14 protein-coding genes are annotated in these 15,042 nt (G+C 47.8%); 8 read left to right on the top strand and 6 right to left on the bottom strand.

What is annotated here, in order from left to right:
- Window position 1 precedes the first annotated feature (1 nt).
- Window positions 2-1,789: an extracellular solute-binding protein gene (locus JNC77_RS07340; RefSeq protein ID WP_374831147.1), complete on the bottom strand. Its 1,788-nt coding sequence runs from the start codon at window positions 1,787-1,789 to the stop codon at window positions 2-4.
- A gap of 383 nt (window positions 1,790-2,172) precedes the next feature.
- Between JNC77_RS07340 and JNC77_RS07335 the strand changes: the two genes are divergently transcribed.
- A complete protein-coding gene (locus JNC77_RS07335) occupies window positions 2,173-2,787 on the top strand; it encodes an invasion associated locus B family protein (protein ID WP_374830962.1) in 615 nt (204 codons plus the stop codon).
- Between the two features lie 91 nt (window positions 2,788-2,878).
- Here the strand turns inward: JNC77_RS07335 and JNC77_RS07330 are convergent, their stop codons facing one another.
- Window positions 2,879-3,568 (bottom strand): HAD-IA family hydrolase, encoded by a 690-nt coding sequence (locus JNC77_RS07330; protein WP_374830960.1) that lies wholly within the window; start codon window positions 3,566-3,568, stop codon window positions 2,879-2,881.
- Window positions 3,569-3,882: 314 nt separating this feature from the next.
- Between JNC77_RS07330 and rpiA the strand changes: the two genes are divergently transcribed.
- Window positions 3,883-4,587, top strand: a complete 705-nt coding sequence (gene rpiA / locus JNC77_RS07325; RefSeq protein ID WP_374830958.1) for a ribose-5-phosphate isomerase RpiA — start codon at window positions 3,883-3,885, stop codon at window positions 4,585-4,587.
- Between the two features lie 19 nt (window positions 4,588-4,606).
- Complete coding sequence (locus tag JNC77_RS07320; protein WP_374830956.1) at window positions 4,607-5,149, top strand: DUF2059 domain-containing protein; 543 nt, start codon at window positions 4,607-4,609, stop codon at window positions 5,147-5,149.
- A gap of 73 nt (window positions 5,150-5,222) precedes the next feature.
- On the opposite strand, the gene JNC77_RS07315 is transcribed toward JNC77_RS07320, so the two are convergent.
- From JNC77_RS07315 to JNC77_RS07300, 4 genes are all read right to left on the bottom strand, one after another.
- Window positions 5,223-6,404, bottom strand: a complete 1,182-nt coding sequence (locus tag JNC77_RS07315; RefSeq protein ID WP_374830954.1) for an OmpP1/FadL family transporter — start codon at window positions 6,402-6,404, stop codon at window positions 5,223-5,225.
- A 220-nt stretch (window positions 6,405-6,624) separates the two neighbouring features.
- Entirely contained in the window at window positions 6,625-9,357 is a 2,733-nt protein-coding gene (locus JNC77_RS07310; protein ID WP_374830952.1) for a valine--tRNA ligase, read from the bottom strand.
- A gap of 188 nt (window positions 9,358-9,545) precedes the next feature.
- Window positions 9,546-10,409, bottom strand: a complete 864-nt coding sequence (locus JNC77_RS07305) for a PopZ family protein (protein ID WP_374830950.1) — start codon at window positions 10,407-10,409, stop codon at window positions 9,546-9,548.
- Between the two features lie 514 nt (window positions 10,410-10,923).
- Complete coding sequence (locus tag JNC77_RS07300) at window positions 10,924-11,718, bottom strand: YdcF family protein (RefSeq protein ID WP_374830948.1); 795 nt, start codon at window positions 11,716-11,718, stop codon at window positions 10,924-10,926.
- Between the two features lie 232 nt (window positions 11,719-11,950).
- On the opposite strand from JNC77_RS07300, the gene purC reads away from it, so the two are divergent.
- The 5 genes from purC (at window position 11,951) to JNC77_RS07275 (ending at window position 14,983) form a co-directional block, all read left to right on the top strand.
- Entirely contained in the window at window positions 11,951-12,715 is a 765-nt protein-coding gene (gene purC, locus JNC77_RS07295) for a phosphoribosylaminoimidazolesuccinocarboxamide synthase (RefSeq protein WP_374830946.1), read from the top strand.
- A gap of 86 nt (window positions 12,716-12,801) precedes the next feature.
- Window positions 12,802-13,044 carry a phosphoribosylformylglycinamidine synthase subunit PurS gene (purS, locus tag JNC77_RS07290; protein ID WP_374830944.1) on the top strand — a complete coding sequence of 81 codons (243 nt, stop codon included), beginning with the start codon at window positions 12,802-12,804 and terminating at the stop codon, window positions 13,042-13,044.
- Between the two features lie 77 nt (window positions 13,045-13,121).
- On the top strand, window positions 13,122-13,793 hold the full coding sequence (gene purQ / locus JNC77_RS07285; protein ID WP_374830942.1) for a phosphoribosylformylglycinamidine synthase subunit PurQ: 672 nt from the start codon (window positions 13,122-13,124) through the stop codon (window positions 13,791-13,793).
- Between the two features lie 105 nt (window positions 13,794-13,898).
- The gene (locus JNC77_RS07280) at window positions 13,899-14,546 is read left to right on the top strand and encodes a glutathione S-transferase family protein (protein WP_374830940.1); all 648 of its coding nucleotides are present in this window, start codon (window positions 13,899-13,901) and stop codon (window positions 14,544-14,546) included.
- A gap of 26 nt (window positions 14,547-14,572) precedes the next feature.
- A complete protein-coding gene (locus JNC77_RS07275; protein WP_374830938.1) occupies window positions 14,573-14,983 on the top strand; it encodes a hypothetical protein in 411 nt (136 codons plus the stop codon).
- The last annotated feature ends 59 nt before the right edge of the window (window positions 14,984-15,042 follow it).

Genomic DNA, 15,042 nt, shown 5'->3' with positions numbered 1-15,042 from the left:
TTTATTTGGTTGCATCCTCAGCCCACCAGGTAGGTAGCTGATAACCAAACAGCGATGTCTTTTCAGGATATTTTACCCGCCCCCAATGCGCCAGCCATTGCTGCGGCAGATGATAAAGCGGCACATAATAATCACCGGAAATCAGCACCCGATCCATCGCACGCACCGCACTGACAAAATCTTCCTGACTTCGCGCGGCAAGCATTGCCTCAATCATCGCATCAATCGCCGGATCGGCAGCACCTGCATAATTGAAACTGCCCTGTGCATCACGCGATGCACTCCCCCATCGGTTCCATTGTTCATTGCCGGGTGAAAGCGTTCCGGTCAATGCGCCAAGCATCATATCATAATCATAGGTCTGCATACGATGCTGGTATTGCGCATCATCAACAGTTCGCACACTCACTTCAATGCCAAGACGCTCCAGATTACGTTTAAAGGCAAGCGAGACTTTTTCCTCGTCCACCGAACGGGTCATGATTTCAAATTCGAAGGGCTTGCCATCTTTGCCAATGGCCTTACCTTTTTCAAAACGGAAACCGGCCTGTTTAAGCAATCGCATCGCTTCGCGCACTAATTTGCGATCATGACCACTGCCATCGGTTCTCGACGCATGCCATTTCCCCTCCATCACATCACTGCGCACGGCATTGGGGAAAGGCGCCAATAATGACCGCTCGCGCTCATCCGCCTTTATACCCACCGCCGAAAGATTGGAACCGAACCAATAGCCTTCCGTACGTTTATATTGATCGGAAAACAGGCTGCGGTTAGCCCATTCAAAATCAAACAACAGGCTTATGGCGTGGCGCACTTGGCTGTCGGCAAAAATTTCGCGCCTGGTATTAAAAGTAAAGCCCAACAGATTAACCGGAATACCACGGCTAAAGCCTGCCTTGATAATGCGTCCGTCCTTAACCGCAGGGAAATTATAAGATGTCTGCCATCGGGTCGGATTGCCCTCCAGAAAAACATCCACCACACCTTTTTTAAAAGCTTCGAACATTGCCGTTTCGTTGCGGAAATATTCAATGCTTATTTTGTCGAAATTATCAAAGCCGCGCTTGACGGGAAGATCTTTCGCCCAATAATCATCATTGCGTTCATAAAGAATTGATTGTCCAGGTGAAACGCGCGCCACTTTATAAGGTCCGCTGCCAACCGGCGCTTTTAAGGAAGCGTTGCCGAAACTGTCCACATCAATGGCATGTTTGGGCAAAACCGGCATCGTGGACGCAATCAGCAACGGAAATTCACGATCCGACTGATCATTGAAGGTGAAGCGCACTTTACGCTCGCCGGTTTTTTCAATTTTCTCGATGCGACTCATACGGCTGCTATAAGGCGGGCGGCCTTTTTCAGTGAGCAGCTCATAGGTAAAGATGACATCCTCAATGGTGACAGGCTCACCGTCCGACCATTTGGCCAAGGGATTCAGTGTAAATTCAACCCAATGGCGATCTTCATCACTTTCAACTTTTTCAGCCAGCAATCCGTAAAGCGCAAAAGCTTCATCGCGCGAGCGCTGCATCAGACTTTCATAGACAAGATTGCCGAAATCGCCGTCCATAAACAATCCGCGTGCAGTGGTGCGCATACTTTTCAAGACAAACGGATTAAGACTATCGAATGTACCGACAACCCCGTAGCGCACCTGCCCGCCTTTCGGCGCATCCGGATTTACATAAGGAAAATACTGATAATCGGCAGGCAGTGCAGCCGTGCCATGCATGGCAAGTGAGTGGGTTGGCTCAGCCCATGTAAACGAAGTCAAATTCAATGACATAGCCGCCGTCAGCAAAGCGGAATAGGTTAGCGTTTTCATTATCCTCAAATTCACCCGACATGAGCTCCGTAAAATATTTTCAATCGGAACGATTCGTAAACAATCAGCCCTAAATTAAGGCTTTTGATCTTTATAAAGCGTGTCAATAGAGTGACATTCGCCAAGGAATGTGTTTTTTTTAACAATTGCAATGAATTGTGCTTAAAGCGCCACTGGATTACACCGAAAAGTCAGTGTAACACAACATTAAGCATATTGGTCACGCTCTCGCCGCATTTTTAAACAATTGAGTTTGCAGATGTTTAAGCAGTAGCTGACCGCCCTAACAAAGGGTAATCGGGATTAAAGCCCAAAACAAAAGCATTGAAAGGAACCTGTTGATCATGTCCAGCAAAAAGACGATCGCGGCCTCATCTGCACTGGCTGGCGTGTTCGCTTTGCTTGCAGCTTCATCCATCCCGGCCTCTGCCCAGCAGCCGCCTGAAGGCTGGTTTAAAGTATGCTCCAAGCAGGAAGACAACGATATCTGCAACACGCAGAATATCGTAACCGCCAATTCCGGCCAGCTGCTGACCGCCGTTAATCTGATCGAAATCAAAGGTAAGATTAACCGCAAAATCTTTCAGGTTTCCGTTCCGACCGGTCGTCTGATTCCTGCAGGCGTAGGCCTCCAGATCGACAACAACAAAGCAGTTAAAGTCGAATACGGCATCTGCTTCCCGGATCGTTGTATCGCTGAAGCACCTTTGACAGATGAATTGGTAAATTCATTCAAAAAAGGCGGCAAAATGGTTCTGACCTCGGTCAACTTCCAGAACCAGCCTAACCCGATTTCTGTTTCGCTGACAGGCTTCTCCGATGCATTGACGGGCCCCGGCCTGCAGCAGAACGAACTGGAAGAACGCCAGAAAGAATTGCAGGATGCAGTTCAAAAGCGTCAGAAAGAATTTGAAGCCAAGATGAAGGCCGAGCAGGATAAAGCCAAAGCCGGCAAATAAGCTTGTATTTCTTCAATCAAAAAAGAGGCGCTTCGAGCGCCTCTTTTTTATGCCTGTTCAAACAATCAGGCTGAATCTTGTTCCAAGTGTATTAGAGGCGCGGCATCACCGCACCAGTCAGCTGCTCGACCATTGAGATGGTCAATTCGTCATAATGGGAAATAATCCGGCTTGGGCCCAAAACATTAACCGGCACATCCGTATAACCAAAATCCACTGCTACAACAGGAATACCCGCTGCCTTTGCCGTATCAATATCGGTGCGGCTGTCACCAATCATCACCGCACGGTCGGCATCGCCACCGGCAGCGGCAATGGTCTGCGTCAAGTGGCGCGGATCCGGTTTGCGGAAAGCAAAACTGTCGGAGCCGCTGATGGCACCGAAACGGTCAGACAAATTGAGACCATCCAATAATTTGACAGCCAGCCCTTCAAATTTATTGGTACAGATTGCCAAAAGATAGCCGCGGCTGGCAAAACGATCCAGCGCTTCGATTGCGCCATCAAAAATTCTGGCCTTACCGGGCATATTATATGCGTAATGCTCCAGAAAAACTGCAACCAACTGATCCAGCTCATCGGATTTCAATTGTTTTTGCTGCGCCTGATAAGCGCGCTCGATCATCACCCGTGCGCCCAAACCAACATAGCGACGCAGTGAAACAGGATCAGCTTGTTGTAATCCTCCCACATCAAGACAATGATTGAGACTTTCCAGAAGATCTGTTGCCGTGTCGACAAGAGTGCCGTCAAGGTCAAAGACTATTATAGGTTTCAACATTCATATATCCGATAACGGTGATCAAATTCATTTCTATGCCTAGCCGATGAACGCCCTGCTCTCAAGCCGGATTCGTTCCCATTACCTGATGTTGGCAAATAAAATGACAAAATACGGTTTTCGTTTTGATTTTTAAAAAATTCACATGTTTTCTTGCAAAATACACTCAAATTTTCTCAATCTTCGCCGCGCATTTTCAAAACAAAGTGAATATGTGCTTTTGTGTCTTGATCAGTCCATGCTAAATGTAAGGTTCAAAATATCGAGAATCCTTACGGCTTTTATAAAGAGCCGCTCTCAAGAGGAATGTAACTATGGATGAAGCCCGTCGACTTAAGATCGCGGCCGCAGCAGAAGCTTTGACACATGTCAAAGATGGCATGCGTCTTGGAATCGGCACGGGTTCAACCGCAGAAGAATTCGTTCGTCTGCTGGGTGAAAAAACCGCCAACGGATTTAAAGTCATCGGCGTGCCAACTTCAGAGCGCACTGCTGCACTTTGCAAAGAGTTGAATATTCCGCTCACCACCTTGGAAGAAACGCCACATCTTGATCTCACCATTGATGGTGCGGATGAAGTTGACGCGGCCCTTACCCTTATCAAAGGCGGCGGCGGTGCATTGCTGCGCGAAAAGATCGTGGCTGCAGCCTCCGATGCAATGATTGTTATTGCCGACGAGAGCAAGCTGGTTGACACATTGGGACGTTTTCCTCTGCCGATTGAAGTCAATATTTTTGGTCTTGGCGCCACTAAACTTGCCATCCAAAAAGCAGCCGACAGCCTCGGTTTGAGCGGCGAATTGGTTCTTCGTCAACAAGACGGAAAAACTTTTGTGACTGATGGCGGTCATTACATCATTGATGCATCTTTTAGCCGCATTCCCGATTCAAAAGCATTATCAGACGCTCTCTTCGCCATTCCGGGTGTTGTAGAGCACGGACTTTTCATCGGACTTTCGGAAACCACTATTATAGCGGGCGCTGATGGTATCCGGACAATTAAACCGTCTAAAAATTAAATTACGGAGTGACGACCTTATGACCAAGACAACAGGCTTACACCGTCTGATAGCGCCACTGGCTGCGCTTGGTATTCTGGCTGGTTTGCAAGGCGCAAATGCTCAGGACGTTTCAGAAGCCCATCTCAATGCTGCACGTTCTGCAATTGCCGCCATTGGCGCGACAGAGCAGTTCGATGCCATTCTGCCTCAGGCTGCAGCATCGCTGAAAGCTGAACTGATTCAGAAAGATCCGAATCTTGAAGAACTGATCACCAAAACTGTTGATGATAAGGCGATTGCATTGGCTGCACGTCGCGCCGATCTGGAAACAGAAGCTGCACGCGCCTATGCAAATTCTTTCTCGCAAGCTGATCTTGAAGCCATTGCAACTTTCTATAATTCAGAAAGCGGCAAGAAGCTGATTGCTGAAGGCCCGATCGTCACCCGTGAAGTGATCAAAGCAGCAGGCATCTGGCAAAATGGTATTGCCCGCGATCTGGCTGTTGGCGTTGGTGAAACGCTTGCCGAACAAGCAAAAGCTGCCGCTCCTGCGTCAGAAGAGCCAAAGCCTGCACAATAAATTTTGCTTCAGCGCACAAAAAAGCCTCCGGTTGATGAAACCGGAGGCTTTTTTTTGTGCAGAGTGTTTTCTTTTAAAGTTTCAGCTTAACTGCCACGGAAAAAGCTTTTACTAAATCCGTACCAAAATCACTGGTACTGACCTTATCGTGAAATTCACCTGATCGTAACAAACCAAGCGCACCGGAAAGCTTGATATCAAAATGATCTGTGACTTTATAATTGGCTCCCGCACCCAATAACCAGACATCGGTCTGTGATGTCCATCCGGTCGAGGTTCCCCTATCCCACGTTAAAGTGGCAGCACCCGACCAATGATCATTAAATTTATGCGCGACACCGCCACTTACCGTCCAGCCATCGCGGAAATAAAGGTCAAGGGAACTCATGACCCTTCCTTTCAGCAATCCGAATGCCGGAACATCATCACTCAGCGTGAAAGGCACCACTTGGATGCTTTTCCAATCTGTCCATTTCACCGACGCCAGCGCCACCCAATCAGGCGCAATGCCGGTTTGAAATTTAAATTCAACAGATTGCGGCAGACTGACATCGGAACCGACATCAAGCGCCATTGTTGGTATGACGCCCGCAATCGTTCCGTTCAAATCATATTTGACCTTCGATTGATAAACGACACTGCCACGCAATGCGATTTCCGGCACCTCATAAGCCGCGCCCAATCGCCACCCGTAACCACGTCCATCGACATCCAAAGTAGCAATTGACTGATTTGGCAACAGTTTTGTTTGATAACCACTCAACTCCTGATAACTTAAGCCACCAAGCAAACGGACAAAGCCCTTCTCACCTACCGCGAGTCGGTAAGAACAGTTCAAACCAAAATCATGTGATGAAATTTCTTGTTCAATTGAACTATAAGCGCGCAAAGTATCCGTACCAACATCCATAACGATACCCCAAGGACGGCGATATTGTGCGGCACAAGCCAAATCATCATTGAGTTGAAAACGTGCTGAAACTTTCGGAACCCAATAAGATTTTCCTTCATTGACATTATCTTTGGCGACAGTCACCGACTGTAAATCAGGCGCAATCTGGCGAATATTTTTAAGTTTACGCTGTGGCATCACATAGGTTACGCCACTTTCAGCCAGATTGCCTTCTTCAAACAGAATATCAAAATCCTGCGAACTGCGCTCAAAACCACCCGCTTGCGCATAGAATGTGCCGCCTATAAGTGCAGCAGTCAAAACGCACGAAATCTTTGCAGCCTTTGTTGTTATCAAGCGCATTTGTCCCCTGCGGTCCTATTTCGTAACATGCATGTTTTCATAAATCCCCAGCACACCATGAATGATAGTCAAAAGACTTTCAAACTTTAGTTGTAGATGAGGCAATAAATCACACAATTAAAACAATAAATTAAATGCCAAACCCAAATTTGCACACAAAAAAGCCCGCGATGCAATTTTATAAAAATTACATCGCGGGCTTTAAAAGTCTCAGATGAGCTTAACCGGCTTCCTGAATACGCTTCTGCGCCAGTGCCACTTTTTCAGCCGCTTCCTGCAATTCAACAAGACGCGCACGCTCTGCCGCCACAACATCTTCGCGCGCATTGGCAACAAATTTCTCATTCGAAAGCTTGGCATTGATCTTCTGCATTTCTGCATCAATCTTGCCTGCTTCCTTGCTCAGACGTGCAGTTTCTGCACTCAGGTCAATCAAGCTGCCAAGCGGCATACATGCTGTTGCTTCGCCGATAACCAGCTGCGCCGAACCTTTTGGCGCTGCATCGGAAAATTCAACATTTTCCACCCGCGCCAGACGCTTGATCGCCGCATCATGACGCTCAAAACGCTCTTTGGTTTGAGCATTTGCTTCCAACACGATCAAAGGTGCTTTGGCTGATGGCGGTACGTTCATTTCAGAGCGAACCGAACGAATACCATTGACCAGGTCAATCAACCAATTCACGTCTGTGGCAGCGTCATTATCCTCAAAGGACAATTCAGGCCACCGAGCCAAAGCCAAAACGCTTTCACGCTTTTCGCCTTCACCAGCGGTCAGATCCCAAAGCTCTTCGGTCATAAACGGCATAAACGGATGCAACAAACGATAGATTTCGTCCAAGCAATAAGCCGCACATGCCTGTGCTTCCGCTTTTTCTGCTTCATCATCGCCCATGAAAATGGGTTTAAGCAATTCCAGATACCAGTCACAGAACTGGTTCCAGACAAAACGGTAGGCAGCAGACGCTGCTTCATTGAAGCGGTAACTGGTAATGCCGGCAGTGATCGCGTTTGAGGCTTCAGTCAGCTCGGTCAAAATCCAGCGGTTAACCGCCAGTTTTGCCTGTTCCGGCTTGAAATTCGGATCGCGTTTCACGCCGTTCATCTGCGCAAAACGGGTCGCATTCCAAAGCTTGGTGCCAAAATTACGGTAACCGGCAATACGTGCTGGATCGAGCTTCACGTCACGTCCCTGTGCGGCCATAATAGCCAGCGTAAAGCGCAGCGCATCAGCACCATATTCTTCAATCAGTTCCAGCGGATCAATGACGTTGCCCTTCGACTTCGACATTTTCGCACCGTTTTTATCACGCACCAGCGCGTGAACATAAACAGTATGGAACGGCTCTTCATGCATGAAATGAAGGCCCATCATCATCATTCTGGCGACCCAGAAGAAGATAATGTCAAAACCCGTTACCAGAACATCTGTTTGGTAATAGGTGGCGAGTTCCGGTGTTTTGTCAGGCCAGCCAAGCGTCGAGAACGGCCACAACGCAGAAGAGAACCATGTATCCAGAACATCAGGATCACGGGTCAGTTCTGTCGGCTTGCCATAATGTTTTTCGGCTGAAGCCAAAGCTTCAGCTTCGCTTTTCTCGACGAAAATCTCACCATCTGGACCATACCAGGCTGGGATCTGGTGCCCCCACCACAATTGGCGGGAAATACACCACGGCTGAATATTATCCATCCAGTCATAATAGGTTTTTTCCCATGTCTTTGGTACGATCGCAGTGCGTCCTTCACGAACGCTGTCGATGGCAGGCTTGGCCATTTCAGCAGCATTAACGTACCACTGGTCGGTCAATAGCGGTTCAATCGGCACGCCGCCACGGTCACCATGCGGAACCATATGGATGTGATCTTCGATTTTCTCGAGATAACCACCCTCTTCCATCTTGGTGACAATGGCTTTGCGAGCAGCAAATCTGTCCTGACCATCAAGCTCGGTAATCAATGCATCAAGCTCGGCACTTGCAGCCACGCCTTCCAGAAAATCTTCATTGTCTTTCAGGCAGATGGTGGCATCCGGCGCCATAATATTTATTTGGCGCAGATTATTACGCTTGCCAACTTCCGCATCATTGAAATCATGAGCAGGCGTGATTTTAACCGCACCGGAACCAGCTTCCGGATCCGCATAATCATCACCAACAATCGGAATTGCACGGCCAACCAGCGGGAGAATAACGGACTTGCCGATACGTGCCTGATAGCGCTCATCTTCCGGATTAACCGCAACACCACTATCACCCAGCATGGTTTCAGGGCGTGTGGTGGCAACAACGATATAAGTGCTTGGGTCTTCTGCGTTAAAGGTCACACCTTCCAGCGGATAGCGGAAGTGCCAGAGATTGCCCTTAAGTTCACGCTGCTCAACTTCAATATCGGAAATCGCGGTCAGCAATTTCGGATCCCAATTGACCAAACGTTTGTCTTTATAAATCAAACCTTCGCGGTGAAGTGTTACAAACACTTCCAAAACCGCCTTGGACAGACCTTCATCCATGGTAAAACGTTCACGTGACCAATCGCAAGATGCACCAAGACGGCGCAGCTGATTGGAAATCATGCCACCGGATTCACTTTTCCACTGCCAGATGCGTTCGACGAATTTCTCACGCCCCATCGCATGACGGTTTGGCTCTTTACGCTCGGCCAGCTGACGCTCGACAACCATCTGCGTTGCAATACCGGCATGGTCAAAGCCCGGCTGCCACAGCACGTTTTTGCCGCGCATACGTTCAAAACGAACCAGAATATCCTGAATCGTATTGTTCAGCGCATGGCCCATATGCAAAGAACCGGTGACATTTGGCGGCGGAATAACGATTGTAAATGGCTCGGCACCCTCTTTAGCACCGGCACCCGCTTTAAATGCGCCTGCCTCTTCCCATCGCTCAGCAATTTTCGGCTCTGTTGCCGCTGCATCATATGTTTTTTCTAGCATCAAACTGTCCGGTCGTTGTGCAAAGAATGAAGATTAATCCAGCAGTTCGCCGCCTTCACTCAATAATAAAGTCTAAATGAGAGTCACTTTGATTGATCTCTTAAACCGCCATGGGTTTTGTGTCAAAAAACAATAATCCCGCCATATATAATGACGGGATCATCGCATTCCAACTTAATTAGTTCCAATCAGAGTTGTTCGCCGCGCACCATCCGTTCGATTTCCTCACGCACCAAGCGCTCGACCATGGACGGCAGATTTTCATCAAGCCAATTTTGCAGCATCGGACGTAACAGCGCTTCTGCCTGCTCTTCCAATGAGCGGATGCGTTCCTGACGAACCGCTTCCGACAATTGGTCAAAAGAAGCAGCTACCTGCTGCTTGGTCGCATCCGATGCCAAAGCGGCTGAAGGTTTTTCTTGTTCTTCCGGCTGCTTTTCCATCATTTCCGAGATAATCTTCTGAATATCGTTTTCCACGCTCTCTTCGACTTTCTCTCTGATGTTGAAATCAGCAGATTCCGCTTCCAATGAAGACTGCACAGCCGATTGGGAAACCAAAGCAGGATCAGCTTGTTCATCCGGCTCTTGCAGGCTATCAACCGCGACAGCTGCATCATTCGCCGGAACCGGCTTTACAGCCACATATTCAGCATGCGTTTCTTCGGCATCAAATGAGCCGCGCAGATTGATATTTGTATCAAAAACAGGAGCGTCCGGATTTTCAAGTGCTGCCGAAACCGCGGAAATAACGGAATTACGGACAGGCTCTGAATGAGATGCCGATGTATCAGCTACCTTTTCCTGCAATAAAGGACGCTCAAAATTACGTGGCGGCGCCGAAACAACAGGCTCACTCACCTCGGCAGCAGGACGCCGGAAAGGCGCAACTTCACCGCGCACCGGCTGCTCATTACGCATAATCGGCTTTTCAACCGGCGCCTCTTCAGCAGAGACTTGCCGGGTCACATCGCTATCCTCAATAATACGACGGATAGAAGCGAGGATTTCTTCCATTGAAGGCTCACGAGCCGCGCTTGATGCCTGTGCCATAATCTTAACGATCCCATATTCTCGCTGGTGGAAGCGAATCTTACCGGACTAAAGTAACGAACTATTAATGATTTGAGAATCCCTAAGCGACAATCCAAACCGCAAACTCACAGATTTATCATTTATTAATAAATTCAACATCCGCCAGCGATTCGCCAAAATATGGACATGAAAAAACGGGCGCTGCAATCACCCGTTTTTTAAAAAACTTAAATTGAAAATAAATAAGCCAGAATAATAACTGAAAACAATGCCACGACGCCCCAGAGCGTCACGCCCCAGCAAGATTTTTGAACTGTTTCGTCCATTTTATAATCGCATCTTTTCTGCTGATTGAGAATTCTCCACCAGATATATGGTTAGCTTTGCGTTTACGCAATCTTTCTTTGCGGCATAAATATGGCGCAAGCTATGCAAAAAAATACATTGACGATTAAAAATCGTATAAAAACAACTCCTTAATGATATATTATTTATTAGCATTTCCTTAAAATTTGCGGCAAAAATATGCCTGTCACGGCTTGGGAAAGAGCTCTTCAGTCTTTCCTTTCCACCAATAGATCACCAATCCCAACCATTCATGCAGCGCAGTTGAGGTTCGCGCGAAGGCTTCATTGGCATTTTGGAAGTAAAGACGGAATTTCGTTTCCGGTACGGTTTTATAATCAACCGGCCATGCAATAATATCAAAACCCGTTTTCCTAAACACGCCGACAGAGCGCGGCATATGAAAAGCCGATGTCACCAGCAGCCATTGCTCGCCGCCCTTAGGCTGCACCAAATCACGGGTAAAGAGAGCATTTTCAACCGTATTGCGGGATTTCGCCTCATATACCACATGATCATCGGCGATCTGAAACGCTTCAAAAAGCTGCTTTGTACTATCTGCATCCGGCTTTGACTGGCTAAAATAAGTTCCCTCACCGCCCGTTACGATAATTTTAGCCTCCGGATAGATTTTAGCAAGGCGCATGGTTTCAATGATCCGGTCGCCGGCACTGTTCAATTCTGTCCCACCACGTGCAGCATTAATTTCACCACTCATATAACCACCCAAGACAATAATGCCTGCAATTTTATCAGGATAGTTTTGTGGTCGCTGGAACCGCTCTTCCAAAGGATTGAGAAGCACCGCGCCCAAGGTCGTAAATCCACATAAAATAATAATAACGCAAGCAAGCACTGCCAATGAAACGGCCAGAATTTTCCAGCCGCAATAAAATGCAACAATGATCAAAGTGCATAAAAAAAGCAGCACCGACAAAGGCTGCACAAAAAGCCAGATAATTTTGGACAGACTAAAAAACATATTGCCCCATAGATGACGAAAAACAGAAGAAATCATCCCGTTTGTAGCATGGAATATAATGCATCATAGTATGGATCGCGTCATCTTACGCGACAGATCACCGCTTATTCATTAAATTTTAACAAACAGCCCAATGCACCATTGTTAAAATCCCTTAATTGTTATACTTAGCCCGCGTACCCTGCGGAACTTATCTCCCGCTCATCACAGATTTCCATATCCGGGAACAGCCATGAACCGTCGCCGCCGTATATACGAGGGTAAGGCCAAGATTCTTTATGAAGGACCTGAGCCAGGTACTCTCATCCAGTTTTTCAAGGATGACGCAACCGCGTTCAACAACAAGAAGCACGAAGTCATTGACGGAAAGGGCGTGTTGAACAACCGCATTTCCGAACATATTTTCCAGCTCTTGAACCGGATCAATATCCCGACCCACTTCATCAAGCGCATCAATATGCGTGAACAATTGATCAAAGAAGTCGAGATTATTCCTTTGGAAGTTGTGATCCGTAACGTTGCTGCCGGTTCGCTGGCAAAACGTCTCGGCCTTGAAGAAGGCACTATTCTTCCACGCTCCATTGTCGAGTTTTACTATAAAGCCGACGAACTTGATGATCCGATGGTCTCAGAGGAACATATCACCGCTTTCGGATGGGCTACCCCTCAGGAACTCGATGATATTATGACGCTTGCAATCCGCGTCAATGATTTCCTCACCGGCCTGTTTCTCGGCATCGGTATCCAGTTGGTGGATTTCAAAATTGAATGCGGCCGCCTCTTTGAAGGCGAGCTGATGCGTGTTGTCATTGCGGATGAAATCTCCCCTGATTCCGCGCGTCTATGGGACATCAACACCAACGACAAGATGGACAAAGACCGTTTCCGCCGCGATATGGGTGGTTTGGTTGAAGCCTATCAGGAAGTGGCACGTCGCCTTGGCATCATGAATGAAAATGAGCCATCGCGTCCGACCGGCCCCGTTCTGGTGAAATAAAATTTCGCAAAGCCCGTCTGCCTGCAGGCGGGCTCTGTGATTTATAAAACAGCTTTTACGGCAATCTTTTTTTACAGGATAAAACAGTGATCAAAGCACGTGTCACCGTTACATTGAAAAACGGCGTTCTCGACCCTCAGGGCAAGGCAATTGTTGGCGCATTGGGCAGCCTTGGTTTTGACGGCGTCAACTCTGTTCGTCAGGGCAAAGTTTTTGATGTTGAGCTGGAAGGCGCCGACAAAGCTGCTGCCGAAGCCAATATCAAAGCAATGTGCGAAAAGCTTCTCGCCAATACCGTCATCGAAGATTATAGTATTACTATTCTCTGACCATTGATGAGATCTCTTGGAAGTTATCAAGCTGATCTTTTCACTTTTGTTATATGAACAACAGGACGATTGGTGTCATGAAATCCGCTGTCATTCTCCTTCCGGGCCTCAATCGCGACCGCGATATGATTGCCGCTTTAACAAAAATCTCCGGTCAGGCACCTGTCACTGTCTGGCAGACGGATACCAGCATCCCTGATGATGTGGATCTGATCGTCATTCCGGGTGGTTTTTCTTACGGCGACTATCTGCGTTGCGGAGCTATTGCTGCGCGTATGCCTGTTATGCAGGCTGTGCGTGAAAAAGCTGAAAAAGGCGTCAAAGTTATGGGCGTCTGCAATGGTTTCCAGATTTTGCTTGAAGCAGGTCTGTTGCCAGGTGCGTTGATGCGCAACACATCGCTGAAATTTGTCTGCCGTGAAGTGAAACTCGAAGTTGCCAATGCGACTTCCGTCTTTACCCGTGCCTATCAGGCAGGCCAGATCATTCGCTGCCCTGTAGCCCATCATGATGGCAATTATTTTGCCGATGCGGAAACATTGAAGCGCTTGGAAGATAATGGTCAGGTTCTGTTCCGTTATGCGGAAGGCACGAACCCGAACGGTTCCGTCAATAATATTGCCGGTATTATGAACGAGCGTGGCAATGTGCTCGGCATGATGCCACATCCGGAAAATCTGATCGAAGCAGCCCACGGCGGTGACGACGGACGCGCATTGTTTGCCGGTGCCCTTGGACTGGCTGCCTGATTGACAAAACTGTCTTTCAGGACAGATAAACTTGTTTTCGTTTCAAACTGAGTGAGCATCAAACCTCACCATTACAGCGCTTAAGCATCAAGGAGATTGCGACCCATGAAACTTTATTCCCGGCCTCTTTCTCCTTATGCGGCGGCAGTGCGCGCGGCTGCTTATCTGAAAAATGTTCCGCTCAAACTGATTGATCTGCCTTACCCGTTTCAAGAGCAGATTGCTGATATTACGCCGGTACAGCGTGTACCAGTGTTCGTCACAGGTTCCGGCACTTCGCTTTTTGAAGCCATTATTATTGCCGAATATCTGGAAGAAAAATTCCCTGAAATACCACTGCTGCCACAAGATCCCAAAGATCGTGCACTGGTCCGCTTATTGGCGCGCATGGCCGAGTTGGAAGTGTTTGTACCTGCACTTACCATTTTCAAATTGCCTGCCGATGCTGCCGATCATCAGCAAAAAATCGATGAGCAAATCGCGATCATCAAACGTGGCCTTGCCATTATTGAAGAGCGTTTAACCGGTGAAGCCTATGCTTTGGGCGATCATGCAACCCTTGCGGATTGCTGGTTGTTGCCGATCCGTTTCTTCTTGGAACCAATCAAAAAGCTCAGCAATTACCCAACGCTTTTTAATGATTATCCAAAGTTTGAAGCCTATGCTGCCAATGCCCGTCAAGATGATGCACTCGCAACCGTCTGGAACGAAATGCAGGATGGTCTGGTCGCCTTCAAACCACAACTGGCCTAGAATTTATAAGCTGGCGGAGCGCGCACTTGTTAAAGTTTAATCTCGCGACAACCTTGGGTCTGTCAGCTTTATTGTTCTTATCATCATGTCAGTCAGCCCGTCAGGCTGGACCGGGTCCTTTGATGCTTAACTCGTCCAAGCCAGCTTTGCCGACAATGGAGATGATGAGTCAGTCCGCAACAGCTTGCTGGTTCAAGTCAAAAGATAAAGATTTCCGCGCCTATAAGATGGCCGCAGAGCTTAATTCTTTCTCCGGAAGACCACGTTTTTTATTAGTGCCGGTTAAAAATCCGACTGCCCGCCCATTGCTCGTTGTGCAAGCGGAAGGCAATCCGGCCAAAATTGAAGTTTTCGGGCCAATGATGGGGCAACCTGTCGGTTCAAAAATTGCCCATGATGTAAAGCTTTGGGCTGAAGGGCAAAAACAATGTTCCTGAATAAACCGCGATAAAGCCTGAACTTCAGGCTTTTTATACTCGCACTCCTCCTCATCTTG

The organism is Paenochrobactrum pullorum, assembly GCF_041929845.1.
Classification (GTDB): Bacteria; Pseudomonadota; Alphaproteobacteria; order Rhizobiales; family Rhizobiaceae; genus Paenochrobactrum; species Paenochrobactrum pullorum.
The sequence above is the reverse complement of the archived record's forward strand: the minus strand, read 5'-3'. Positions and strand labels throughout refer to the sequence as shown.